Here is a 23,487-nt window from a genome sequence, read left to right as displayed (position 1 = left end):
TTTATACAGATAGATATCAACCAATATAGGAATTGAATCAACCACAGCCTATCTCCATAACCCAGCCTCAACACCTTGGTTGAAACTCTAGGTAAATAAAAACCCGCTCAAGATAGGATCTTGGCGGGTTTATAAGATTCAGGCACTAAGGTGATAATCGAGTTGAATACTTCAACCTTCAATTAATCCAATACAATTAATAGCATGGATCTAATATAAACTGTTTAATTAGAGTGGTAAACGGCCATTAAAGGACAGCGCCAACGTAGTGCTATCCACGTATTCCAACTCGCCACCTACGGGTACGCCATGGGCAATGCGGCTTATCATCACTTTGTGACGTCTGGCCATATCGGCAATAAAATGCGCTGTAGCCTCACCTTCTACTGTTGGATTTGTCGCTAAAATCAGTTCGGTGACATCACCCGATGCCAAATGGCGCTCGAGTAACGCTAAGCCTAACTCTTCTGGCCCAACACCATCGAGGGGCGATAAATGGCCTAAAAGTACAAAGTAACGGCCAGTGAAATGTCCACCCGCTTCAATGGCTAACACATCAGCCGGCGTTTCCACCACACAAATGGTGGAGGAGGTTCCGCGTTTATGGCTAGCACAGATCGGACAGAGGGTTTCTTCAGTGTAGGTTCGGCAAGACTGACAATGACCGACGTCACTCATCGCACTGGACAGCGCACTGGCTAACTTAAGCCCTGCTTTTCGGTCGCGTTCAAGTAACTGAAACGCCATACGTTGCGCCGATTTAGGCCCAACCCCAGGTAAACAACGCAGGGACTGAATTAACTCATCTAACAATGGACTAAATTTCATCGGCTATCTCAATTAAAATGGCATTTTCATGCCTGGTGGTAATTGCATGCCACCAGTAACTTCAGCCATTTTAGTTTTTTGGTTTTCTTCGATTCGACGGGCAGCGTCATTACAGGCCGCAGCAATCAAATCTTCCAGCATTTCTTTGTCGTCTTCCATCAGACTTGGGTCGATTTCGACTTTACGCACTGTGTGCGCGCCTGTCATAGTCACTTTCACCAAACCAGCACCAGATTCACCCACCATTTCCATACGGGCGATTTCTTCCTGCATTTTGGCCATTTTTTCTTGCATCATCTGGGCCTGTTTCATCAAATTGCCCATACCGCCTTTTCCAAACATAGTCATTTCTCTTCTATTAGGGTTAGTCGCAAGCATTAACGCGGCTAATCTTACTTAAATAAATGGGATTGGCAATCAATGCCGTTATCTTGTTAATAAACTTATGATCTCGATGCAGAGTTTCTCAGCAGCATCACTATAAATATGCACTCGAAGCCTAAATTTAAACCACAGCGTTACAAATTAACGATGAAAATTTTACCCAAAGACTCGCCAATAATGGCTAACTCGCGGCATCAGTTAACTCAGGTAACGCTTGTATTTGCTGACTGCGTAAATTCAACAACTCTGGCGGATATACTAGACTATCGGCATCGAGTTCGGCGCCCATACGTTGGATCAACCATTGCACATTGTCATCATGAATCAATGATTGATGCGCTTGTTGCAGCAACTCTTGGTGGAAACGCTTACGTAACTCTAAGGGCGTTTCCCGCTGTTCATCGATTCCTATGACCACTTGTACCCGTCTTGGGTTCCCGAGCGCGGTAGTTAAGGCTTGCTCAAGCTGCACTATAGCAACATCGGCCGCTAGATGCTTCTGGTTTGGTTTAAGCAGCAACGGCAAAGGATCGCTCAAAGTTTGACAGACAGAATTAACCGCCAGTTGCCGCACTCGCCCGCCGATCTCTAAGCTCGCCATCAACTTGTACCAATGTAAATCTAATGGATGACCGCTAATAGGTTGAGTCGAACTGAGCGCGACTTGTGTCTCCTGCGTGTGCTCCACTGTATTCGACGCATTTGTCAGTGCTGTTGTGCTAACCGAAGCAAACTCTGAGGCGGGTATTTCTTCTTGACGTACAACGTGAGTTTGAAGTATCTCCGACTTCAAACTTGATGCTGCGACCTGCCCGTCACTCAGGGATAGAGTGTCATCTTGTGCATGATTAGGTGCGTAACTCTCGCCTAAAAGCTCTTGAGCATGACTAACTTGAACATTATTTATATCAGTAGCTTGCGCGCTCACAGGCTGAACACTGTCAGTCTTATTGCTATCGACTTGCGTCACTTCGATAGATTCAGCTTCAGGCGCTGCCTCCCAAGGCGGACGATCATATGTAGCAGACGGTTTGGCAGGCTTCTCAGAGACAATTCCAGTTGAGATGACGACTGAAGATACTGCTTGGTGCAGCTCGATAGGCTCAAGATCTAAGTCGAAGTCATCATCAAAATCTATCGCTAAATCAGGGTCTAAATCAGATGCTGGATCAACAGAAAATGCCACACTTGGCTGACTCGCTTCAATTTTAGTAACCGATTTAGGTAAGGTTACACCATGTGATTTAGTGTTTGGCGTCTTAAGTTTTGAGTCCAATGACGACTTTTTTTCATCACCGTCCTTAGCACTTAAAGCATCAAGATCCGATAACAGCGAATCCCGCGCTGCCAACACAGCTGAAAGAATATCGTCGTCGGCTAAGGATGCGGAGGCTAGTGTTGGAATTGATGTCTGAGGAGACACTTGAGCAATTAATACTGAGTGACTATCAACTGAGCCTTCCATGCCTACAGCGCTTTGAATATCAGCAGAATTTTGAACATTATCTAAGTGTTGAACATCATCAGGCACAGCATGAGAGTCAAAGCTGTGATGAAAATCATCGTCATTGTAAGAGCCGGAGGAGAATTCAACATAAGCATCTTGATAGGAATCGAGCGGCGCTGACTCTTGGGCATAAGCTCCCATCGCTGGATAAGAATGCTCGACTTCAGTTCCATAGGGACTATGTTCATCAAGCCCCTTTTGCTCTAGCGTACTATTAGTAAGAGTATGGTTAGCGAGGGAGTCAACAGCAGTGTTTTCATCAACAGTCTTTTGAACAGCACTGTCTTTCTCTGCAATGTCACTACCAACAGCCACAGCGCTTGAACCAACAACCATTTCAGCCGCTGCTGGATTAATAATACTCGACTCGGCAGTTGCCCCAATGAATTCAGGAACTTCACTATTCTGAGCATCTAAACTCGCAACCGATGCCTCAATGTCAGCAGCAGCTTCAGTAACTTGAGAAGGCGCTTGAGCGGTTGATACTGTTTGAGTTTGTGGCTCGACCTCAGCATTCACTATCTCAACGTTTAAGCTGCCAGCGTTAAATCCCTGACTCTGCGCCTGACTTAGAATCACCGCCTGTTCGGCAATTAATGCCGCATCCGCTTGGAGCTCAGCATCAAGTGCCTGCTCTGCGGTATCGGCAGGCTCAATTAATGCTGTTTTTTTTTCAGCAGGCAGTTGTTCCGCAGTATGTGGCTCAGCAAACTTTTGTTCATTTACATCAGGAGCTTGCGCTATCGCAACTGGCGTTTGCCCTTCGGGTAAACTGATCTCAGCGACCGCATAAGGCTGCCAGCGCTTTACTGGCTTTTCCGGCACAAACGCCACAGCGCGTAATAGCGCCATCTCAAGACCCGATTTAGGATCCGGTGCATGGGGTAAGTCTTTGCGGCCTGTTAATAAAATCTGATAATAAAGCTGCACTTGTTCCGGCTTAAGCTGTTCGGCAAACGCGCGAATTTGTGCGCTATACAAGGATTGCTGCGCGCAAGCGGGGGCAAATTGGGTCAAGGTAATTTGATGTAACAACTCAAGTAAACTGCGTAGCACTTCTTGGGCATCTGCGCCGTACGCGAGCACTTGGGCACAGGTATGCATTAGCACACCAATATCGGCATCAGTTAAGGCGTTAAGCAAGGCAACTACATGCTGCTCATCAATGCTGCCAAGCATGGTTTGCACTTGGCCAAGCATCACATTACCGCCACCAAAGGCGATGGCTTGATCTGTCAAACTCAAGGCATCACGCATACTGCCATTGGCAGCTTTAGCCAACAGTTTTAGGGCCTCTGCATCAAAGGGAAACTGCTCTTGGGTCAAAATATGATTGAGCTGAGTGCCAATTTCAGCTTGGGTCAGGCTTTTTAAATTGAACTGCAAACAACGGGATAACACAGTCACTGGCAGTTTCTGCGGATCGGTTGTCGCCAGAAGAAATTTAACGTGCTCGGGGGGTTCTTCTAAGGTTTTTAGCAGTGCGTTAAAACTGCTGCGCGACAGCATATGCACTTCGTCGATGAGATAAACCTTAAAGCGGCCACGGGTTGGACGATACTGCACATTGTCTAACAGCTCACGGGTATCATCGACCTTAGTGCGAGATGCGGCATCGACTTCAATCAAATCGACAAATCGGCCTTGGGCGATTTCCACACAGCTGCCGCAAACACCACAGGGAGTCGCTGTCACGCCTTGTTCGCAGTTTAAGCCTTTGGCAAAGAGTCGCGCTAAACTGGTTTTACCAACACCGCGCGTTCCCGTAAACAGGTAAGCATGGTGTAAGCGCTGCTGGCTTAACGCATTGGTCAAGGCATGCAAAACATGGCTTTGGCCAACCATTTGATCAAATGTGGCAGGGCGCCATTTTCTGGCTAACACCTGATATGACATGGAACTCCCCAGAGTATGTGATACAAAAGCGGGAGCATGCGCCCCGAGAACTTTGAAAGATAACATGTCATGATTTGACATGCCATCAAACTATCCCAAGGCGCCTTTAGCTGCAGATTTATTCGCCTTCAAACTCACAAAGTTTAACCAACTCAAGCCCTAATGCGGTTAAACGTGCTTCACCACCTAAATCAGGTAATGAGATCACAAAGGCCGCATGTTTAACTTCACCGCCGAGTTGGCGGATCAGTTTAACGGTCGCTTCGATAGTACCGCCAGTGGCGAGTAAATCGTCAACAACGAGCACTTTGTCATTTGCGCTAATCGCATCAGTATGAATTTCTAGGCTATCGTGACCGTATTCCAGTTCATAGCTTTGGCTGATGGTTGCACGCGGCAATTTGCCGGGTTTACGCACAGGTACAAAACCGATACCCAATTCTAAAGCCAACGGAGCACCAAATAAGAAACCACGGGCTTCAGTGCCCACAATTTTGGTAAAGCCTTGACCACGATAATGTTCAACTAACAAGTCGATGGTCGCTTTATAGGCTGCTGCATTCTCAAGCAAACTGGTGACATCTCGAAATAAAATCCCTTCCTTAGGATAATTAGGAATCGTTTTAATGCTTTGCTTTATCAAGGATAAGGTTTCTGTATTCATAGCCATCATATTTGCTTAATAAGTTACTTAATCAATTCACCAACCTAGCGGTGGCGGTATAAAACAAAACGTCCACACTGGGTGGACGCATTGTCGAAAGTCGGACAAAGCTTATGCCGCTTTAGTTTTAGTTGCAACAATCACAATGCACAAGTGATGGAAAGGTTATCAATTTGTGCCTTAGATCAAACCCTGTTGGCTCTCAGTTAAATAGCCTCAACAAGAACACGACTAAACTTTCAGTCACAGCACTTGAGCCCATCCAATCACTCAATCATCCCTCTATTTCAGGTATACCTTTAAGATACCAAAGTAGGAACAACGCCATGACAAACAGCAGACCTTTTACCCAAAGGATAGGGACCACAATAATACTGACACTAAAACTGAGTGCGCTAACTATCATGGCTTTGCGTTTCAATCCCTTACGCATTGCTCGCTGCTCTTGCCACTGGGTTAAGGCGTCGGCAAACCAGGGATGTGTCATCAACCAATGGTGTAAACGTTCACTCGAGCGGGCAAAGCAGAAGGCAGCAAGCAAGATAAAAGGCACGGTCGGCAATATCGGTAGCACGATACCGACTAAACCTAAGACTAAAGCGGTTAAGCCTAACAGTAAAAATAATCCGCGCTTTAATACCATAGGTTTAAATGCCCTTTATCGGAAAAACAAAAGCCACTCGAAGAGTGGCCAATAGGCTACGCGCTAGAGATTAACGCTCGCTTAAATTAAACCTAAATGCTTTAACCAAGACAGACTTGCTGGCAGAGTCGGCAACAGTAAAACTAAAATAAAACCAATAAAATACAAAAAATTAAATGGGTCTTTGAACGGCTGACTACTCATTACAGCTCCTCTAGTATGTGCAAGTATAAGTGCGCAGGAATCGTACAGTGATTGAGATCACAAAACGGCCGACATTGTAGCGGTTTGTCAAATTAATAAAAACCCTTTAACTGTAGGGTTATTGCATTTATTTCGGCAATAATCCCACCCTTAAGACTGACGTCCGCGCACTATCCCTTTGGCCGCTAATTGCTCGAGTAACTGCATACAACCTTGCTCAACAATCTCTGGCACCATTTGAGGATAAGTGATTGTTAACCAATCAACTATCTCTTTAAAACCCGCTTGGCCTTGAGCTTGAAGAAATGCCAGCACCTGTGCGCTTAAGGGATTTAACTGTAAGAAGCACACTTCACAATCGGCATCTTGATAGAGACAAAAAAACACTGGCGTATCGAGTCGTTGCTGCGGCCGATAATCCTGACGAATGTGCTGCACCTCAAAATGATACTGCGCCACCCTCGCCGTCTGCGACAAACATAAAGCCTGCGTCGACATTTGCGCTAGGCTAAGTTGAGATTCATCCCCACTCGCCTGTGCAACCGCAACGGCCAACTCCAGCCATTCATAGTGCGCTAATTCGAGCATAAAAACAGGATCATTTGCCGTGGGCTGATATTCCTGCTGTAAAAAATCTAAAAACTCACCCGCGATATCGATAAAGATGGGCGATTGGCAATCATGTTGACTGAAAAAACGCTGCACCAAAGTCAGCCAATCCTCCTCAGAATACAAACTTTTCAGCACGGGGAAGCCGTTCGACACAAATCCCAGCACATTATTAAAAAATAACTCGCGGTAAACCTGCATACGCCGAAAATCAGTATCCACGGGCAATGGCGAAGAGGGATCGCGGATATAATCGATAAAGGATTGCTGCACTTGCTTAAAATCCATTAGGCGATCCTCTTTACGGCATGAGCACTATTTTGGGCATGGGAGCTGGACGCCGCCATTTGATAACCGTGAATTTGATTTATCTCGAGCAACAATTCAGCGGTTGTCGGCAAATTAAAGTCACGCTCAAGCAAGGTCGGTTTTACCCCATGCAAAGCATAACAGCGCTGTAATAATGTCCAGACGGGATCGTTAATGGCGGCGCCATGGGTATCAATGAGCAGATCTTCAGCTTGTTTGTAGTGCCCAGCAATATGTAGATAAGCGATGCGCTCCGTCGGCATGGCCTGTAAAAAGGCATCGGCATCGTATTGATGGTTTATCGAGTTCACATAGATGTTGTTCACATCCAGTAGCAGTTTACAATCGGCTTCTTGCAGCACGGCATTAACGAATTCAAGTTCTGTCATTTGCGCACCTGGAGCGGCATAAAAAGACACATTTTCTAAAATAAGCGGCCGCTCTAGAATATCTTCTACTTGCTTGACCCGCGCCGCCACATGCTTCACCGCAGCGTCGGTAAAAGGGATAGGCATTAAATCATATAAGTGACCTTGCCCTGAGCAATAACTTAAATGTTCTGAATAGACTTGGATTTGATGTAAATCCATAAAGGTTTTGATATTTTTTACAAACGCGAGATCTAAGGGTTCAGGGCTACCAATGGATAAACTCAAACCGTGGCAGTAGAAAGTATGTTGCTCAGTCAACTCACGAAATTGGCGGCCAAATTTACCACCTAAGGTCATCCAATTCTCAGGCGCCACTTCAAAAAAATTAATAGCATCAGGCACCTGTAAACAAAATTCACTGAGCATTTCTCGCCTTAACCCCAGCCCTACCTGTGCCGTATTTTTTTGATCATTCATAGAACCTCACGAACGCTAACCTGTAATCGCTTAAGAATAAAACACAAGAGACCAGCGCTGGCTGGCCTCTTTAAGCTCAATTATCCCAATAACTGCAGGGATAAAACAAATCCGCTTTACTTCACTTCTTTTTTAACGGCTTCGACTTTAGCATCCACTTTTTCGGCGGTTTTCTTCATATCAGCGCCACATTTCGCTTCACCACACTTACCTTCATGGGCCTTATCAGCGGCTTTCTTCATGTCAGCACCGCATTTCGCTTCGCCACATTTCCCCTCATGAGCTTTATCTGCAGCCGCTTTTTTCATCTCAGCACCGCATTTAGCCTCACCACACTTGCCTTCTTTGGCTTTTTCAGCGGCGGCTTTCTTCATGTCTGCGCCGCATTTGGCTTCACCACATTTGCCTTCTGAACCGACAATTTGATAGCCCGCATCCATAGCTTCAAAACCAAATGGGTTAGTTTGAGCATTGACAGCAAAAGCTGAACTCATCACAACTGAACCTAACGCTACTGCAACTGCTGTTTTTTTAACTGAATTCATAAATAATCCCTTCTTGTTTATTGAGTAATAATGACCAACAACAGTTTAAGTAGCTGGCTTACAACAAAAGACCTGCCTTATTTCGATTCTATTGCAAAAAATATCACTAAGTCACAGAAATGGTCAAAATATCCTGCTAGGATAATCAGTTTAGCTTGGATTTTAGTTATTGGCGCACCTATTCATCCTCCTTCACTAGGCCACTTTGTAACTTAGGGCTGATAAGGTAGAATGCTCGCCCTTTGCAACAGATATGGGTTTACTGCAGTGCGTGTGATTTTGGCTCCAATGGAAGGCGTAGTAGACGCTTTGATGCGTGACATCCTATCGACCATCAATCCCTACGATTTGCTCGTCACCGAATTTGTGCGAGTGGTAGACCAACTGCTGCCTGAAAAGGTCTTTCTCAAACTGTGTCCTGAACTGCTCAACAACGGCAACACCCCTTCAGGTACGCCAGTACGAGTACAATTGCTTGGTCAAGAACCCCAATGTATGGGCGAAAATGCCCTGCGTGCCATTGAGTTAGGCTCACACGGTGTTGATGCAAACTTTGGCTGTCCAGCAAAAATTGTTAACCGCAGTAAAGGTGGCGCCGTATTATTGCAATATCCTGAGAGTGTGCACGATATTGTCAAAGCCATGCGTCAAGCAGTACCAAAAGAGCATGCCGTAACGGCCAAAATACGTTTGGGCTACGAAGATAAGTCACTGTTTATGGAAAACGCCATTGCAGTGTATGAAGCCGGTGCAACTGAACTTGCCATCCATGCGCGCAGTAAAGTCGACGGTTACAGACCGCCAGCCTACTGGGAATACATCACCGAAGTGCGCAAACGTTTGCCGATCCCAGTGATCGCCAACGGTGAAATTTGGAACAGTGACGATGCTAAGCGTTGTATCGAAGTCACGGGCTGCGATAGTATCATGATCGGCCGCGGGGCAATTTCATTGCCGAACTTGGCTGATACTATCAAGACAGGAGCCACTCCTTATACTTGGGCGCAAACCTTAGGGCTCATGCTCAGTTATACCCAAAGGGAACTCAATGGCCGTAAGAGTGACTATTATCCAGCCCGGATCAAACAATGGTTTACCTATCTCAACCGTCAATATCCCGAAGCCGATACCTTGTTTAGGGAACTGCGAGTCTTTAAAACAACGGAAGAAATAGTCCGCGTATTAGAAACGGCGCAACGGAACTTATGCGACGAATAATCGCGACGATATGTGTGATAAAAGGGCTTTTGCCGTAGCACATATAATGCGATAAGAATGAAGTACTTTTTCGATTTTTAACGGCTAAAAAACCGAAAATGTGGCAGATACTTGATCTTTATCATAGTCGTTGATAGTGGAACTATTAGACTGGACGCCTAGAGTCAAATGAAATAGGCGATTTTACGTGAGCACCACCCATATCAGACATGAATTGTCAGAGCTTGAAGCTAATCTAAGGAAAGAAATAGGCGCGCTCCCTCTGTTCCTCGAAGCCATAGGGGAGCATTACGCTAGCCTGAGTCTGGCAGAATTAATTGATAAATTGGCTCAGACACCACTGGCTGAACACCCACTATTTTGCCGATTAAATAAACTTGATGCCGCCTTTTGCCAGCTCGACTTAGGTCTCTACGGTCTTTGCTCGGATTGTGAGGCAGAAATTGAAACCGAACGCTTAAGCCAAGATCCCACCGAACAACGCTGCACCTCCTGCGCCGAGCATTATCAGCATGAACACCGCCACGAACTGCGCCTCACGCATTGATAGCGCTCATTCGACATCCAGTAAACTGCCTTATAAGCAAAAAAACCTCCGCAAGCGGAGGTTTGAGTTATCCAGGGAGGGCGGACAACCTAAAACTTCTGGTTTATTCTCAGGTAATACGTTCTACCTAACACATCATATAAACCCACATTCACATCGCGATAATCGGCGTAGGTGTAATAGTTTGGTGTTTCAGCATCAAACACATTATTCACCCCAACTGTGATAGAGCCGTTATAAGCATGGGTATAACCAAACTGAATGTTATGTTTAAAGTAATTATCGTAATCAACATAACGGTCGGTTTCTTCTAACTCGTTGGAATAACTTGCTGATTGACTACCGATATAAACAACTGTCCATGCGGCAGAAAAATCATCGTATTTCCAACTGGTCGCAAAGTTACCGCGCCAATCGGGCGAGTCAGTCGACCCTGCGTAGTCGATCATGTCTGCTTCAGCGTTATCCTGCTTTTTAAAATCAAGCACATGAGTTAAATCCAATTTGAAATTGAAATCCCCAAAGCCTGTTTCTAAGTTATAAGCCGTAACAAAATCGATACCTGAGGTCTCAACTGTAGCTAAGTTACGAACTCCGGCTTCAATATATTCAATCTTGCCATCAGGGCCGCGAGTCACATAGGGAGAAGAACCATTCTTGATTTCATCACGCAGGATATCATCCACATCAATTGACTCAATTTTGTTGTCATAGGTGATTGAGTAATAAGATAATTCCAAGTTCCATGCGTCAGTGACATTCCAAACGCCGCCAAAGGTTAACGAGTTACCCTCTTCTGCCTCTAGATCAGGATTTCCTCCATACCAGGTTTTATGTTGATTATTAGTCGCGCAATATATGGCATCCACGTTACCAGGTTCATTACACCATAAAGAATCAACACCCTTCTCAAAACTCAAGGATTGAGACGAGAACATTTCGCTCATATTCGGCGCGCGGAATGAGTCACCATAGCTAGCACGCAGTAATAACGTGTCTATAGGACGCCAGCTTAAACCAAACTTAGGCACCACGGCATCGAAAGTCGATGAATTAACGACTTCCCCCTGAGGCCCTGTGAGAGTTCCTTCCTGCTCATAGCGCTCATAACGTACTGCGGCAGAAAACTCAACATTGGCAGGTAAGCCTACTTGGAGTTCCAAATAAGCAGCGCTACGGTCACGCGTGGCATCCACATCATCACCACCCGAACCGCCGGAGATAATACCCGCGGCCGATTCTGGATCACTAGTTTGCTTAAACTTGATCATTTCATATTCAAGACCGCCGACCATAGCGACCGAAAGATCACCGTCATCGAGCAGTAAGGTCGAAGCAAGACCATCCAATTGAGTACTTTCAAATTTTCCCTGATAAACCCCAGTATGCGCAGCTTTACGATACAGATCTGTCATCTGTTGATCCCACTGCTCATAACTCATTCCAGAGGTATTGAAAATATCATATTGCTCTGAATCAATTTCTTGCTGAATAATATCGTCGTTCAGTAAATTATAATTAAAACTATTTGTCGTCGATGTTGCGTGCTGGGCATTTAATTCCCAGTCGATACCATTCCCTGAATCTATTGTACCAACAAAGCCACCTAGAATATCAAAGTTGTTGGTTTCAGTTAATGTATCTCGCTCGCCAAGTTGCGCGCCTCGCATAGAAATCACTAATTCTTCGCCAACTGGATTAAACTTATTATCGGCACTCATCACAGGGGTATTCGTTGATACTGGCGTACCCGCATAACGGGTTTCAGTTTCTGCTAATGAAGCAGAAGCTCGGCCTCGGAATTTTATATTCTCTGAAATCTCATAGGAGAAATTAGATAACAGCGAATTACGGGTTTGATCGCCAAATAACTTAGTGACATTACCATGATTATATAAACAACGACCATCACCTGAGTCTATGGTATTTTCCGTTTTTTCACATATATCTGAATTACTATACCAGCTACCGTTGCCTGGTCCATATTTACCGTTTGGTGCTGAGCTATATCCACTATATGCGTTATAACTTGAATCGTCCATTCGCCAAATATCACGATCCATTACAGCTTTAGTATCATAATATTCATAGGTTAGCGTGATATTGCCTTTATCAGTATTAAAGCCCGTTGCAAGTGATAAACGGTTGGCATCTCCTCCTTCAACACTTGGCTGCTCAGTGCTGTAATCGAGTTGAAACCCTTCAAACTCCTTCTTAGTGATAATGTTTATCACGCCCGCAACCGCATCGGAACCATATACTGCCGAGGCGCCATCGCGCAGGATTTCAATACGCTCCACGATAGCCATAGGGATAGAAGATGTATCGGCCACAGAGCCAGAGCTCGAACTCGTGCCCGGCATACGGCGTCCATCTAATAACACTAATGTCGCAGACGATCCTAAACCACGTAAATTGACATCACTGGTTGAGCTTGCTCCTGATCCATAGCCAGAAATACCACGCCAAGAACCAAAGCTGTTTATCGCAGAGTTATTCAATACGTCAGCAACGGTTTTTTCACCCGTCATGGCAATATCAGCAGCATTAATGACAGTCACGGGTGAAACAGTTTCCATATCAACTTGTTTAATACGAGAACCCGTCACTTCAATGCGTTCAACTTTCGCATTTTCTTCTGCTGCATTTACCGCTGCAGAAAAGCCTATTCCAGAAAAAACCACACTGCTTGTCGCCACTGTAATTAAACTAGTACGAACGGCTTTGGCCGTTAAACTTAAATAGCGCATTAATCTCTCCTTGAGGTAAATAAAACCCTATGTTTGTTATTTTTATATTTGGCAAGCGAATTCTATTTCGCTGTAGGGATAATGTTAATGCGCAACATCTAAGTCAACCATTAAAAACAATTAATCTCAAATTAAAACAAATTGACACAAAATAAATCAACTTGAATATAAGATATCCGGATATACATCATGGGGTTAAGCAATGCAGACCTGTTGAATATATTAAACATTTAATTTGATACAATAAATCTCAATTGTTAACCAAAAGAACACCGAGAAACTCACGCCACAAATGAATAAAAGTGTATCGTAAATAAAATGCTGAATATTAATTTATACTTAGTTCAATATTAATTAACCATAAAAAATGCCACTCATTTGAGTGGCATTAATATTGAAACACTGAGTAATGATTGATTACTTAAAGTTGGCAACCTTCAACACTTTTTGAGTTCTCATAAACAATATCGCCTACAGGATTGTAGTCAGCAGCTTTAATCACTTGTTTCTCTTTCAAGAAAGAATAGAGTAAATCAGCATCAACAAAACCCGTTTGAATTGGGCTGGTTAGTTTAGGATAACCGTCACCACCCGCAGCATTAAAGCTAGGTACAGTGAACTTATAAGTGGCTGTTGGGCTAAAATCCTTGCCACCGATGTCGCTGATGTTGGCTGTTTTAGCCACACAGTCAATGGTCATTTTCACACCTGTGATTTGTGCATAACCACCAGAACCAACTTGAAGACTGCCGACTGCGCCTAAATAAGCCGCAACTTCAGTACCCGTCATTTCGTTAAGGGTAACCATATTACCAAATGGCTGAACAGTCAGCACGTCACGGTAACTAATGTTGCCTGGTTGGATAGATGCACGTACACCGCCTGAGTTCATTACACCAAAATCAGCAGTCACTTTAGCACTTTGTGCCATCGCTAACATACGGCCTAAGTTAGTTTGCTTATTACGCACGTTTGCACGCTCACCATCTAACAGGGCATCCGTTGTCGCAATGACTTCGTCTAACTTAGCTTGACCTTTCTCTTGATAGTAAGAAAGCAGCTCTTTTAACTCTGAATCCGGTTCAATTTTAGTGCCAGCTAAGTCAGCAGTTTTCTTACCAGCATCATCCAGTTTGCGCATATTTACAGGGACAAGCTTGTAGCTCGCTAGATGGAGTTCACCGTTAAAGTATTCAAAATCTGCACGGCCAACATATTTACCCCATTCATGGGCTTGCATGATCCAAGTGCCATTTTGTTTATCAGGTGCACATGCATCACCAGGCTTAAAGGCTGCATAGGCTTTGTTGTCAGTTCCCGGTTCCATACACACTGGATTCTGTGAATGACCACCGATAACAACTTGTAAATCCCCTTCTTTCAATGCGCGAGCCATAGCCACATCGCCAGGGGCATTACTACCATTTTTACCATCTGCGTAATGACCCATGTGCGTGGTAGCGAAAATGATATCTGCTGCTTTGGCATCTTTAATTTCTTTAATCACTTTAGCAACTTCCACCTTGGGATCGGTGAATGTTAGATCGCTAATGTATTCTGGGTTACCAATCTTAGCAGTGTCTTCTGTCGTTAAACCAATAACAGCAACTTTAAGACCATTAACGTCAAATACTTTATAGGCATCAAAGTAACGCTCACCAAGAGTACCATCGGCATTTTTACGGTAAATGTTCGCCGCTAACATAGGGAATTCAGCAAGGCGACGCTGCATATCAAGTACTGATAACGGATTGTCAAACTCATGGTTACCAACAGCCATGGCGTCGTAACCAATTTTATTCATGCCCGTAAAGTCTGGTATGGCATCTTGAAGATCAGATTCTGGTACACCCGTATTAATATCACCACCAGATAATAATAAGGTTTGACTGCCATTCTTACTCACTTCTGCACGAATTTGATCAACCAGAGTTTTCTGAGCGGCTAAACCGTATTCACCATCACTGTTTTCCCAGAAACGGCCATGGTTGTCATTGGTATGTAAAACGGTAAACGTTTTACAAGCACTTCCCGCTTCAGCACACGTTGTTGGAACTTTATCGTCATCACTATTATTACAACCCGCAAGTGCAGCGAGAACAGCAGTTGCAACTAATCCTTTAATAAGCATATGTCTCATTACATCAACCCCTTGATTTTAATTATTTTATCATAGAAAGATTGCCGTGAACTCCATCAAGTTCAGCGTCACGGATAATAGCAAATAATAAAGATAAATTGTGTCATTTTTATTAAAAACTTGACATTTATATGAAATTTGGCGGGCATTTTAAGAAGGATTTGTTTCATATAAAAAATAAGCTGAATGACTGATTTTTATATATTTAGAGAATACAAAATAAAAATGGAATAAATGGATTTTAATCGTTTGTTATAAATAACTTAGGAAATATGAAAAAACATCGCGATTGTTCCTTTAAAAAAACAAGCATGGGTAAATTTCAACTTACCGCATGCTGCTTTTATCAGCAATTAGACTTATCTACATTTCAAATCGCTGTAATAACCATTTAGAAATCGCTTTCAATTGTTCAGGAATGACAGAATGAGGCATTGGATAACTCTGCCACGTAACATGATAGCCGCCCGCCGTTAAGGCTTCTTTTGCTAACATTCCAGCGGATAATGGTACAACATCATCCTGTAGACCGTGTTGCTGTAATATGGGTGTATTGCGATTCGCCGCACTTAATTCAGCGGGTAACACATCGCCCGTCGGCAAATAGCAAGACAACGCCATAATCCCTGCAAGTGGCTCAGGGAAACGCAGTCCAGAGAATAAACTCATTACTCCACCCTGACTGAATCCCGCTAATACGATACGTTGACTCGCAATACCCGCCGCGATTTGTTCATTAATTAATGCGGCAACCCTTTTTTCCGACTCAAGCACGCCTTGCATATCGGCTCTGTCATGCAAATCCATGCTTTTAATATCGTACCAAGCGCGCATAACGTAGCCACCATTAATGGTCACTGCTTGCTCTGGTGCATGGGGAAAAATAAATCGAATAGCATGATCTACAGGTAAGCCTAATGCAGGCACTACGGGAGCAAATCCGGCCCCCGAATCCCCTAATCCATGTAACCAAATAACCACAGCCGTAGCAGGAGTCTTAGGTTCGACAACAATACGCTCAAGAGAAACTGACATACTAAAAATTCCCAATTCGATATTAAACACTCATCAACTAAAAAATGATGATAAATCTATACGTTAAACACTCATCACCACTCGGGCACAGGTTATTCAGCATCCATGCCCAGCACATCTTGAATCGCACGTAACTGAGCATTTGAGTCCAATACTAAGCTCCAACGTACACCGCCACCATCGGCGATCAGCATAGGAGGCTGACGTCTCAAGCCGATATCCTCAGCACTCGCTTGCAGTACGATACTGGCAACGTTGAGGCGCACTTGAACCTCAAACTCAGTAACGATTAACTTACCCTGCGAAAAATCTAACACCATTATGATAACCGCCCTATGTGAAAACGCCGTCATCATAGCAAACTTGTGCTCTTTTACCGATGGCATTTCCTGACCAGCATTCAAGCCATTAAAGTTTGATTACATTTGAGCTAACAGTGAGATAACAAATCCAGTGAATTATCAGGTAAACTTTTGCGCTATATCTTTTGTGCTATATAGAGTGGGTTAACAGAAAACCAAGCTGAATTGATGGTCTTATCACCCCAAACTCGAACTAACATACTTCATCATTAGGCTACTATAAATAATGCTTTCACTTCGCCGAACCGTCCTTTGCAGCCCCCTAGTCTTTGCCCTGCAACTAATTCCCTGCGCTTATGCCAATAGCACTCCAAATACCTTAACCACTGAGCCTACTGCCACTGTTGCACAAGCTGATACGCAGCAGAACCAAGATGCACAGACCTACGCCAATTACACTGAAGTCAGCGTGAGTCATTTGGAGCTTGCCCTTACCGTCGATTTTAAGCAAAACCGCTTATCCGGTGAAGCCACCCTCGATTTAGCTTGGCATAAGGCGGGGAAAGAACTCATCTTAGATACTCGAGATCTGACGATTAACAGCGTAAGTGCTTTAAATACAGCTGGGAAATGGCAAAGCGTGCCCTTCACCTTAGCTAAAGCGAACGCTGTAAAAGGCGCGGCGCTGACCATCAAACTTGCCGATGAAGATACCCAAAAAATTAAAATCAATTACCACACATCGAATAATCCGTCTGGTATTCAATGGTTAACTCCAGAGCAAACCCAAGGTAAACAGTTGCCTTTTATGTTCAGTCAGAGTCAGGCGATTCATGCTCGCAGTTGGATCCCACTGCAAGATACGCCAGCCGTTCGCCAAACCTATAGCGCCACAATTACTGCCGATAAAGCCATCACTGTGGTCATGAGTGCCGATCGCAAAACCCTGTCGAGCACTCAGACCCAATTCACTATGCCGCAGGCTATTCCAGCTTATTTGATTGCCATTGCGGCCGGGCATTTAAAGTTTGCTCCCTTAGATAACATCTCGGGCATTTGGGCTGAGCCAGAGATCCTCGACAAAGCGAGCAAAGAATTTGCCGACACGCCAGAAATGATCAAAATCGCCGCTAAACGTTATGGCGATTACCCTTGGGGACGTTATGACTTACTTATCTTGCCACCAAGTTTCCCCTTTGGCGGCATGGAAAACCCGCGTTTGTCTTTTATTACACCCACAGTGATCGCGGGTGATAAAAGCTTAGTGAGCCTCATCGCCCACGAACTTGCGCACTCGTGGTCGGGTAATTTAGTGACCAACGCCACTTGGCGCGATCTCTGGCTTAATGAAGGTTTTACGACCTATGTTGAGAATCGCATCATGGAAGACCTCTATGGCCGAGACCGAGCACTAATGGAGCAAACCATCGGCTACTCTGAATTGCTTGCAGAGCTTGCAGAACTTACTCCTGCCGATTCAGTGCTACATCTCGATCTCGGTAAACGTTCGCCCGACGAAGCCTTCAGCGGTGTCCCTTATATAAAAGGCCAGTTGTTCTTAATATTTTTAGAGCAAAAATTTGGCCGTGAACGCTTCGACACTTTTGTGAAAAGCTACTTCAATCATTTTGCATTTCAGAGTATTACTACGGCGCAATTCCGTGAATATTTATCTTTGAATCTATTAAACAAATATCCCCATCTTGTCAGTGAAGGTGAAGTGGATACTTGGATTGAAGGTCAAGGTTTACCGTCATTTCTTGTGCCGCCCAATTCCCATGCCTTCGATGATATCGATGCTCAAAGACAAACTTGGCTCGAGGGTAAACTCAGTGCAAGCGAGTTGAAGACCAGCACTTGGACAGTCCACCAGTGGTTAAGATTCATCAATGAAATGCCAAGAGTCAATCTTGACCAAACCAAACTTGCCGAGCTAGATAAGGCGTTCCATTTTACGGGCACTGGCAACAGTGAAATTGCTTTCGCATGGTATTCACTCGCCCTAGACAATGGCTATTACGCAGTACTACCCGCATTAATACAACACTTAACCCATATTGGCCGCATGCGCTTAATCGTGCCTTTATATCAAAAGCTAGCAAGCTCTGATAAATACGACTGGGCCAAAAGCGTCTATCTCAGGGCTCGCAGCGGCTACCATCCCCAAACCCAAGCAAGCCTAGATATGATGTTTGCCGACAAACCACTCGAGCATGAACATAGCCATTAGCGAGATAAAGAGCCATTAGCGGTTGCGACAATCATTAAGCCATTAGCACCATAAAAACAAAAAGCCCAAACCTAGGTTTGGGCTTTTGCTATTTAATCTTTAGCCTCGATTCATTCAACTCATACTGAACTTATACTCATCTCACATTGAGTCAAATAGAAGCCAAGTTCGAAGCCGAACCCGAAGCCTAAAGATTAGTGGTGATGACCACCTGCACCATGGGCATGACCGTGGGCGATTTCTTCATCACTCGCATCACGTGCACCTACGACTTCAATATCAAATGTCAGTTCGCGGCCGGCTAATGGATGGTTTACATCCACAGTCGCCATAAACTTACCCATTTTAACGATAGTCACTTGGCGCTGACCTTGATCGGTATTAACCACAGCAGTCATACCCGGTTTCCACACAGTCGCACCCAGTAAATGCTTAACCGACACACGTTGATGCGCATCCGCATCCGCTACGCGCTCACCGTAGGTTTCAGCGGCAGGCAAAGTCACAGTGAACTTTTCACCTATGGCTTTACCGTTTATCGCGTTTTCTACACCTGGCATCATGTTGTCATGACCGTGTAAATAGGCAATCGGATCGCGACCTTCGTTCGTCTCGATCACTTCACCTTTCTCGTCGCGCAGTGTGTAGTTAAACTGCACAACCATATCGTCTTTAATGCTCATCGAATATCCTTTGATTTTCTTCGATTTCAATTGTGGGCCGAGCTTAACAAAACTGCGCTTTTCACTCCACTTTTTTATCCGGCCTCAAAGCACTCAGAACCTGCAGCGAACGCTCTTTGGCTACAGTGGCTACAGTGGCTACAGTAACTAAAGTGATAGTCCTAAAGCAGTAAACACCTCTGGGCTTGGGAAGCCATCGGCAATCATCTGTTTGCTACGTTGAAAGGCTTGCAACCCTGCCATAGAGTTACGTCCCAACACGCCATCAGGCTTACCAACATCAAATCCAGCCTCGTTCAGTTTTGTTTGCAGTTGCTTTACTTGCTCGCGACTTAGGCGTGGTTGCTCAGGCGGACTGACTGTCAAGGGTTGTCCACCATTAATACGATCGGCCAAGTGCCCTACCGTAATGGCATAAAATTCGGAGCGATTCCAACGCATGATCACATTAAAATTCTCATAACCTAAAAAGGCTGGGCCTGTGTGTCCCGCAGGCAAATACAGCGCAGCTTGAATATCGACGGCAGGCAAAGGTTGCCCATTCGACTGCGTTACATTGAGCGCTGCCCATTCAGATAACGACAAGGGCTGTTTCGCACCTAAATGACTGTAACTAAAATCCTTTGGCAACAAGACTTCACGCCCCCAACGCTGATTACGCTGCCAACCCAAGTGCTGCAAAAAGTTCGCGGCAGACGTGAGCGCATCTGTGATGCTATTCCATAAATCGGCCTTACCATCCCCATCACCATCGACCGCATATTTGGCATACGCAGAAGGCATAAATTGCGTATGTCCCATAGCACCTGCCCATGATCCCACCATAGTGTCATCATCGAACTGATACTTTTCTTTCAGTTTTAAGGCTTGCATCAGCTCTATGGTGAAATAATTGCTACGGCGTGGCTCACAAGCCAAAGTCGCCAGCGAATTCAATACCGACATTTTGCCTTTATAGGAACCGTAGTTCGTTTCCAGTCCCCAAAAAGACAAGATATATTGCGGCGGAACGCCGTATTTATGCGCTAATTGATTGAGTAAGACACTGTGCTTTTGCAGTAAACGGCGGCCTTCATTGACGCGCCATTCGGTCGCGCGCTTACTGAAATAATTATCAAATGTCTGGCTGAATTCGGGTTGCTGTTGGTCCAGCTCAATCACTCGAGGGACAAATTTCAAGTTCGCAATGGTAGAGTTTATCGTCGCCTCTGACAGGCCTTCTGCACGTGCTCGCGCTTGCAGTCCAGTCAAGCACATTGGAAACGCCTCTGCATTAGATTGTACGCTAGCACTGATATCGGGCATTTGATTGGCTTCAGCAGCAATGTCACTTGCGTTAGTGCTGGTTGCGTTAGCACTGGCACTCGCCGTTGGCGCACTTGAACAGGCACTCAGACTGACACAGGCGGCAATACTCGCAAACAGATAAGTTAACCCTTTAATTTTAATCAAATCAACAACTCCAATATTTGATCTCACAACAATCACACTATTGTGGCTAAACACGACAATATTCCGTCTTCAAGAGGGAATTGCCCTAGAGAGATATTCGCCTTGGCATAACGAGTGAAAGGTTAGAATCCAAAACACCTTTAACGGCCAAGAGCATAGAAGACATGTTTCTCCGCCACGTAAAGCCCCTATCTGAGCCACATTTAGTCAGTAAAATAGCCAGTACCAAGGCGACTCATTACCAATAATCCTGACCCATAGTGACACGTAACACAATCCTTATCGCCATAAATACCTTGCGGCATAGGCTTATTGCTCAGTTATCCAACACAAAAAAATTCTTAACAAAGAATCCCTTGGTATCGCAGCACGTTACCGTATAATGGATAAGTTAACAGCACACATCAAAGAGACCTATCATGACTGAAATCAATGCGGCTTTGGCTGGCTTTATCAAAAATGTAAAACAACATCAGACGCTTTGGGGTCTAATGGATGAAACTGGCGAAGGCTGGGTCGTTTGTGATTCTTCAGAATTTGAAGACACAGATGTGATGCCATTATGGTCAAATGAAGCTACTGCAAAATCCCATTGCAGCGACGAATGGCACGACTATCAACCCGTTTCTATTTCATTAGAAGAATTTCTAGAATATTGGGTCTCAGATCTAAACGACGATGGTGTATTAATCGGTGTTGATTGGCAAACCGATGAAGATTGTCTTGAACTTGATCCGATTGTTTTAGCAAAAGATTTGGTTGATGTTGAAGAAGTTTAATCGCTTCAGTATGCCATTGATGACATCAAGGACTGAGGTGCTCATTCCTTGATGTCTGCTATTCCGCTTATCGATATTCCCTTCGACAAACGCCATACCTGCTGGTTTTGTGGCGAACCGAGTCATCAACACTTCGAATATATCGCACACACACATACACCACATGCTTCGTTAGCTGTGCCCGCCTGCAGCGAATGTTTGCGATTAGCCAAACAACATACTCTTAGCTCCATTTGGGATTGTCGTATGGCCGTCAAAGATGCACTGATGCGTATTTATGCGAAACACCTCGCCATTGGGATTAATTGGACCGAAGAAGAGCTTGCTGAGTCCGAATTCTCCTGCAAAGTGTTTGAAGGTTTTAAAAAAAGTGCTTGGATGATGTACCAAATTGCCCGCGACCGTATCAATGCGCCCGGTTGGCCACTGGTATTAGAGGGCGAAGAAATTGACGACCAAGGTTATAACGCAGGTTTTGAATTCGATGGCGTGACTTTTAATTCAGTCAATGCCGCTATCCAATACTATTCGACGCAATTCACTTTAGATCCACAGTTTTTTGCCGAACTGGTAAGCCTCGTCGGTCGAGCAAGATTCAACTATGCCTTAAGGCTCGCCCGTATCCATATCGCCGCCGCCAAAGAAATGAAGCACCAAGTATTACACGATGTAGCAGCCGAATTAGCGTTATAATCTAGCGGGTTATAGGTAGTGGGTTGGCAGATGTTTGCAGAAAAGCAGTTGAAAAGGTAGCAGTTAAAAGAATGTGATTCAAGACCGTATTAAAAACTGTTATTAAAGCGTTCATTCAAAGCGCCGAACCTATCGATGATCGACTCAAGGTCAATCACCGATAGTTCAAATCTCAAAATGCGATCAGTGATTGATCACTTGTCTTAATCTTTCTTGCACCACTTCCACCAGCAAATCCGGTTGGAACTTAGAAATAAACTTATCACAGCCCACTTTTTCAACCATGGCATGGTTAAAACTGCCACTCAACGAAGTATTTAAGGTGATGAATAAATCCGACATAGCTTTATCGCTACGCACTTCAGAAGTGAGCTTATAACCGTCCATTTCGGGCATTTCGGCATCGGTAATCATCATCAATAATTCTTTGGCAACTTGTTTACCTTCATCACGCCATTTCTGCAATAACGTCAGCGCTTGTAAGCCATCAGATGCCTCAATAATTTCAATACCCAGTTGGCCTAACGTTTCACGCACTTGACGTCTGGCGGTCGACGAATCATCCACAATCAGGATTTTTCTGCCAGGCATTTCATGGACTAAGGTTTCGTCAAGTACACCTTCAGATAAACGGATATCGTAGTGAATGATCTCCGCCAAGACTTTTTCTACGTCGATAATAGACACTAACTGCGACTGACCTTGATGCTCTATGCGAGTAATTGCCGTTAGATAATTATTACGCCCAGCCGTTTTCGGCGGCGGCATAATATCGCTCCAAGTCATGTTGATAATGTGTTCAACCTTACCGACTAAGAAACCCTGCACACTGCGGTTATATTCTGTGATGATCATATTGGCATCTTCGTTAGGCGGCACGGGCTTAAACCCTATGGCCGAACGTAAATCAATCACGGGGATAGAAATTCCGCGAATATTAGCAACACCAGAAATATGCGGATGACTACCCGGCATCGCATTCAAGGGAGGAAGCTTGACGACTTCTTTGACTTTAAAGACGTTAATGGCAAATAACTGCGTGGAATTAATGCTAAAGAGCAACAACTCAAGTCGGTTCTCACCAACGAGTTTGGTACGCTGATCTACGGTTGCAAGTACGTTTGCCATAATGCTGCTTCTCTACTCTTGAGGAAAATCCTTTCCCCACATGCGACGGATTAGCTCAAATTATAGCGGTAAACTCCCATGAAGAACCATGCC

Annotated in this window: 21 protein-coding genes; 5 read left to right on the top strand and 16 right to left on the bottom strand. The window is 44.6% G+C overall.

Annotation, left to right across the window (positions count from 1 at the left end; translation table 11 throughout):
- Positions 1 to 228: 228 nt before the first annotated feature.
- The 9 genes from recR to CKQ84_RS17460 all read right to left on the bottom strand — a co-directional run bounded on the left by recR (position 229) and on the right by CKQ84_RS17460 (position 8,437).
- Positions 229 to 828: a recombination mediator RecR gene (gene recR, locus CKQ84_RS17500; RefSeq protein WP_028759631.1), complete on the bottom strand. Its 600-nt coding sequence runs from the start codon at positions 826 to 828 to the stop codon at positions 229 to 231.
- A gap of 12 nt (positions 829 to 840) precedes the next feature.
- Positions 841 to 1,170 carry a YbaB/EbfC family nucleoid-associated protein gene (locus CKQ84_RS17495; RefSeq protein WP_028759630.1) on the bottom strand — a complete coding sequence of 110 codons (330 nt, stop codon included), beginning with the start codon at positions 1,168 to 1,170 and terminating at the stop codon, positions 841 to 843.
- A 223-nt stretch (positions 1,171 to 1,393) separates the two neighbouring features.
- On the bottom strand, positions 1,394 to 4,615 hold the full coding sequence (dnaX, locus tag CKQ84_RS17490) for a DNA polymerase III subunit gamma/tau (protein ID WP_028759629.1): 3,222 nt from the start codon (positions 4,613 to 4,615) through the stop codon (positions 1,394 to 1,396).
- 118 nt (positions 4,616 to 4,733) lie between these two features.
- On the bottom strand, positions 4,734 to 5,285 hold the full coding sequence (gene apt / locus CKQ84_RS17485; protein ID WP_105252212.1) for an adenine phosphoribosyltransferase: 552 nt from the start codon (positions 5,283 to 5,285) through the stop codon (positions 4,734 to 4,736).
- A gap of 268 nt (positions 5,286 to 5,553) precedes the next feature.
- Positions 5,554 to 5,922 (bottom strand): YbaN family protein, encoded by a 369-nt coding sequence (locus tag CKQ84_RS17480; RefSeq protein ID WP_105252211.1) that lies wholly within the window; start codon positions 5,920 to 5,922, stop codon positions 5,554 to 5,556.
- Positions 5,923 to 6,003: 81 nt separating this feature from the next.
- Positions 6,004 to 6,126 carry a hypothetical protein gene (locus tag CKQ84_RS24150; RefSeq protein ID WP_006082086.1) on the bottom strand — a complete coding sequence of 41 codons (123 nt, stop codon included), beginning with the start codon at positions 6,124 to 6,126 and terminating at the stop codon, positions 6,004 to 6,006.
- Positions 6,127 to 6,276: 150 nt separating this feature from the next.
- Entirely contained in the window at positions 6,277 to 7,023 is a 747-nt protein-coding gene (locus CKQ84_RS17470; RefSeq protein WP_105252210.1) for a DUF2063 domain-containing protein, read from the bottom strand.
- Positions 7,023 to 7,892 (bottom strand): DUF692 domain-containing protein, encoded by an 870-nt coding sequence (locus CKQ84_RS17465; RefSeq protein ID WP_105252209.1) that lies wholly within the window; start codon positions 7,890 to 7,892, stop codon positions 7,023 to 7,025. Before CKQ84_RS17465 ends, CKQ84_RS17470 begins: the two co-directional genes overlap by 1 nt.
- Before the next feature lie 116 nt (positions 7,893 to 8,008).
- Complete coding sequence (locus tag CKQ84_RS17460) at positions 8,009 to 8,437, bottom strand: hypothetical protein (protein WP_028759624.1); 429 nt, start codon at positions 8,435 to 8,437, stop codon at positions 8,009 to 8,011.
- Between the two features lie 267 nt (positions 8,438 to 8,704).
- Here CKQ84_RS17460 and CKQ84_RS17450 point away from each other — a divergent pair, with 267 nt between their 5' ends.
- Positions 8,705 to 9,655 (top strand): tRNA-dihydrouridine synthase, encoded by a 951-nt coding sequence (locus CKQ84_RS17450; protein ID WP_105253104.1) that lies wholly within the window; start codon positions 8,705 to 8,707, stop codon positions 9,653 to 9,655.
- A 187-nt stretch (positions 9,656 to 9,842) separates the two neighbouring features.
- On the top strand, positions 9,843 to 10,202 hold the full coding sequence (locus CKQ84_RS17445) for a TraR/DksA C4-type zinc finger protein (RefSeq protein WP_105252207.1): 360 nt from the start codon (positions 9,843 to 9,845) through the stop codon (positions 10,200 to 10,202).
- Between the two features lie 89 nt (positions 10,203 to 10,291).
- Here the strand turns inward: CKQ84_RS17445 and CKQ84_RS17440 are convergent, their stop codons facing one another.
- The 4 genes from CKQ84_RS17440 to CKQ84_RS17425 form a co-directional block, all read right to left on the bottom strand.
- Positions 10,292 to 12,952: a TonB-dependent receptor gene (locus tag CKQ84_RS17440; protein WP_105252206.1), complete on the bottom strand. Its 2,661-nt coding sequence runs from the start codon at positions 12,950 to 12,952 to the stop codon at positions 10,292 to 10,294.
- A 421-nt stretch (positions 12,953 to 13,373) separates the two neighbouring features.
- The gene (gene ushA / locus CKQ84_RS17435) at positions 13,374 to 15,092 is read right to left on the bottom strand and encodes a bifunctional UDP-sugar hydrolase/5'-nucleotidase UshA (protein WP_105252205.1); all 1,719 of its coding nucleotides are present in this window, start codon (positions 15,090 to 15,092) and stop codon (positions 13,374 to 13,376) included.
- A 363-nt stretch (positions 15,093 to 15,455) separates the two neighbouring features.
- The gene (locus CKQ84_RS17430; RefSeq protein ID WP_105252204.1) at positions 15,456 to 16,127 is read right to left on the bottom strand and encodes an alpha/beta hydrolase; all 672 of its coding nucleotides are present in this window, start codon (positions 16,125 to 16,127) and stop codon (positions 15,456 to 15,458) included.
- A 92-nt stretch (positions 16,128 to 16,219) separates the two neighbouring features.
- Positions 16,220 to 16,447 (bottom strand): DUF3389 family protein, encoded by a 228-nt coding sequence (locus tag CKQ84_RS17425; RefSeq protein WP_006082094.1) that lies wholly within the window; start codon positions 16,445 to 16,447, stop codon positions 16,220 to 16,222.
- 268 nt (positions 16,448 to 16,715) lie between these two features.
- On the opposite strand from CKQ84_RS17425, the gene CKQ84_RS17420 reads away from it, so the two are divergent.
- Positions 16,716 to 18,659 (top strand): M1 family metallopeptidase, encoded by a 1,944-nt coding sequence (locus CKQ84_RS17420; protein ID WP_105252203.1) that lies wholly within the window; start codon positions 16,716 to 16,718, stop codon positions 18,657 to 18,659.
- A 194-nt stretch (positions 18,660 to 18,853) separates the two neighbouring features.
- On the opposite strand, the gene CKQ84_RS17415 is transcribed toward CKQ84_RS17420, so the two are convergent.
- Positions 18,854 to 19,342 (bottom strand): peptidylprolyl isomerase, encoded by a 489-nt coding sequence (locus tag CKQ84_RS17415; RefSeq protein ID WP_105252202.1) that lies wholly within the window; start codon positions 19,340 to 19,342, stop codon positions 18,854 to 18,856.
- A 147-nt stretch (positions 19,343 to 19,489) separates the two neighbouring features.
- Positions 19,490 to 20,794 (bottom strand): lytic murein transglycosylase, encoded by a 1,305-nt coding sequence (locus CKQ84_RS17410; protein WP_173913196.1) that lies wholly within the window; start codon positions 20,792 to 20,794, stop codon positions 19,490 to 19,492.
- 419 nt (positions 20,795 to 21,213) lie between these two features.
- Here CKQ84_RS17410 and CKQ84_RS17405 point away from each other — a divergent pair, with 419 nt between their 5' ends.
- Both CKQ84_RS17405 and CKQ84_RS17400 read left to right on the top strand, forming a co-directional pair.
- The gene (locus CKQ84_RS17405) at positions 21,214 to 21,573 is read left to right on the top strand and encodes a DUF2750 domain-containing protein (RefSeq protein ID WP_028759614.1); all 360 of its coding nucleotides are present in this window, start codon (positions 21,214 to 21,216) and stop codon (positions 21,571 to 21,573) included.
- 51 nt (positions 21,574 to 21,624) lie between these two features.
- A complete protein-coding gene (locus CKQ84_RS17400) occupies positions 21,625 to 22,266 on the top strand; it encodes a hypothetical protein (protein ID WP_105252201.1) in 642 nt (213 codons plus the stop codon).
- A gap of 183 nt (positions 22,267 to 22,449) precedes the next feature.
- Here the strand turns inward: CKQ84_RS17400 and CKQ84_RS17395 are convergent, their stop codons facing one another.
- The gene (locus CKQ84_RS17395; protein ID WP_105252200.1) at positions 22,450 to 23,394 is read right to left on the bottom strand and encodes a chemotaxis protein CheV; all 945 of its coding nucleotides are present in this window, start codon (positions 23,392 to 23,394) and stop codon (positions 22,450 to 22,452) included.
- Positions 23,395 to 23,487 lie beyond the last annotated feature (93 nt).

The organism is Shewanella sp. WE21, from assembly GCF_002966515.1.
GTDB classification, from domain to species: Bacteria; Pseudomonadota; Gammaproteobacteria; order Enterobacterales; family Shewanellaceae; genus Shewanella; species Shewanella oncorhynchi.
The sequence above is the reverse complement of the archived record's forward strand: the minus strand, read 5'-3'. Positions and strand labels throughout refer to the sequence as shown.

What these genes read in the sequence shown, in the direction of transcription:
- recR (WP_028759631.1), bottom strand. Translation starts at nt 828, where the DNA reads ATGAAATTTAGTCCATTGTTAGATGAGTTAATTCAGTCCCTGCGTTGT.
- CKQ84_RS17495 (WP_028759630.1), bottom strand. Translation starts at nt 1,170, where the DNA reads ATGTTTGGAAAAGGCGGTATGGGCAATTTGATGAAACAGGCCCAGATG.
- dnaX (WP_028759629.1), bottom strand. Translation starts at nt 4,615, where the DNA reads ATGTCATATCAGGTGTTAGCCAGAAAATGGCGCCCTGCCACATTTGAT.
- apt (WP_105252212.1), bottom strand. Translation starts at nt 5,285, where the DNA reads ATGGCTATGAATACAGAAACCTTATCCTTGATAAAGCAAAGCATTAAA.
- CKQ84_RS17480 (WP_105252211.1), bottom strand. Translation starts at nt 5,922, where the DNA reads ATGGTATTAAAGCGCGGATTATTTTTACTGTTAGGCTTAACCGCTTTA.
- CKQ84_RS24150 (WP_006082086.1), bottom strand. Translation starts at nt 6,126, where the DNA reads ATGAGTAGTCAGCCGTTCAAAGACCCATTTAATTTTTTGTATTTTATT.
- CKQ84_RS17470 (WP_105252210.1), bottom strand. Translation starts at nt 7,023, where the DNA reads ATGGATTTTAAGCAAGTGCAGCAATCCTTTATCGATTATATCCGCGAT.
- CKQ84_RS17465 (WP_105252209.1), bottom strand. Translation starts at nt 7,892, where the DNA reads ATGAATGATCAAAAAAATACGGCACAGGTAGGGCTGGGGTTAAGGCGA.
- CKQ84_RS17460 (WP_028759624.1), bottom strand. Translation starts at nt 8,437, where the DNA reads ATGAATTCAGTTAAAAAAACAGCAGTTGCAGTAGCGTTAGGTTCAGTT.
- CKQ84_RS17440 (WP_105252206.1), bottom strand. Translation starts at nt 12,952, where the DNA reads ATGCGCTATTTAAGTTTAACGGCCAAAGCCGTTCGTACTAGTTTAATT.
- ushA (WP_105252205.1), bottom strand. Translation starts at nt 15,092, where the DNA reads ATGAGACATATGCTTATTAAAGGATTAGTTGCAACTGCTGTTCTCGCT.
- CKQ84_RS17430 (WP_105252204.1), bottom strand. Translation starts at nt 16,127, where the DNA reads ATGTCAGTTTCTCTTGAGCGTATTGTTGTCGAACCTAAGACTCCTGCT.
- CKQ84_RS17425 (WP_006082094.1), bottom strand. Translation starts at nt 16,447, where the DNA reads ATGGTGTTAGATTTTTCGCAGGGTAAGTTAATCGTTACTGAGTTTGAG.
- CKQ84_RS17420 (WP_105252203.1), top strand. Translation starts at nt 16,716, where the DNA reads ATGCTTTCACTTCGCCGAACCGTCCTTTGCAGCCCCCTAGTCTTTGCC.
- CKQ84_RS17415 (WP_105252202.1), bottom strand. Translation starts at nt 19,342, where the DNA reads ATGAGCATTAAAGACGATATGGTTGTGCAGTTTAACTACACACTGCGC.
- CKQ84_RS17405 (WP_028759614.1), top strand. Translation starts at nt 21,214, where the DNA reads ATGACTGAAATCAATGCGGCTTTGGCTGGCTTTATCAAAAATGTAAAA.
- CKQ84_RS17400 (WP_105252201.1), top strand. Translation starts at nt 21,625, where the DNA reads ATGTCTGCTATTCCGCTTATCGATATTCCCTTCGACAAACGCCATACC.
- CKQ84_RS17395 (WP_105252200.1), bottom strand. Translation starts at nt 23,394, where the DNA reads ATGGCAAACGTACTTGCAACCGTAGATCAGCGTACCAAACTCGTTGGT.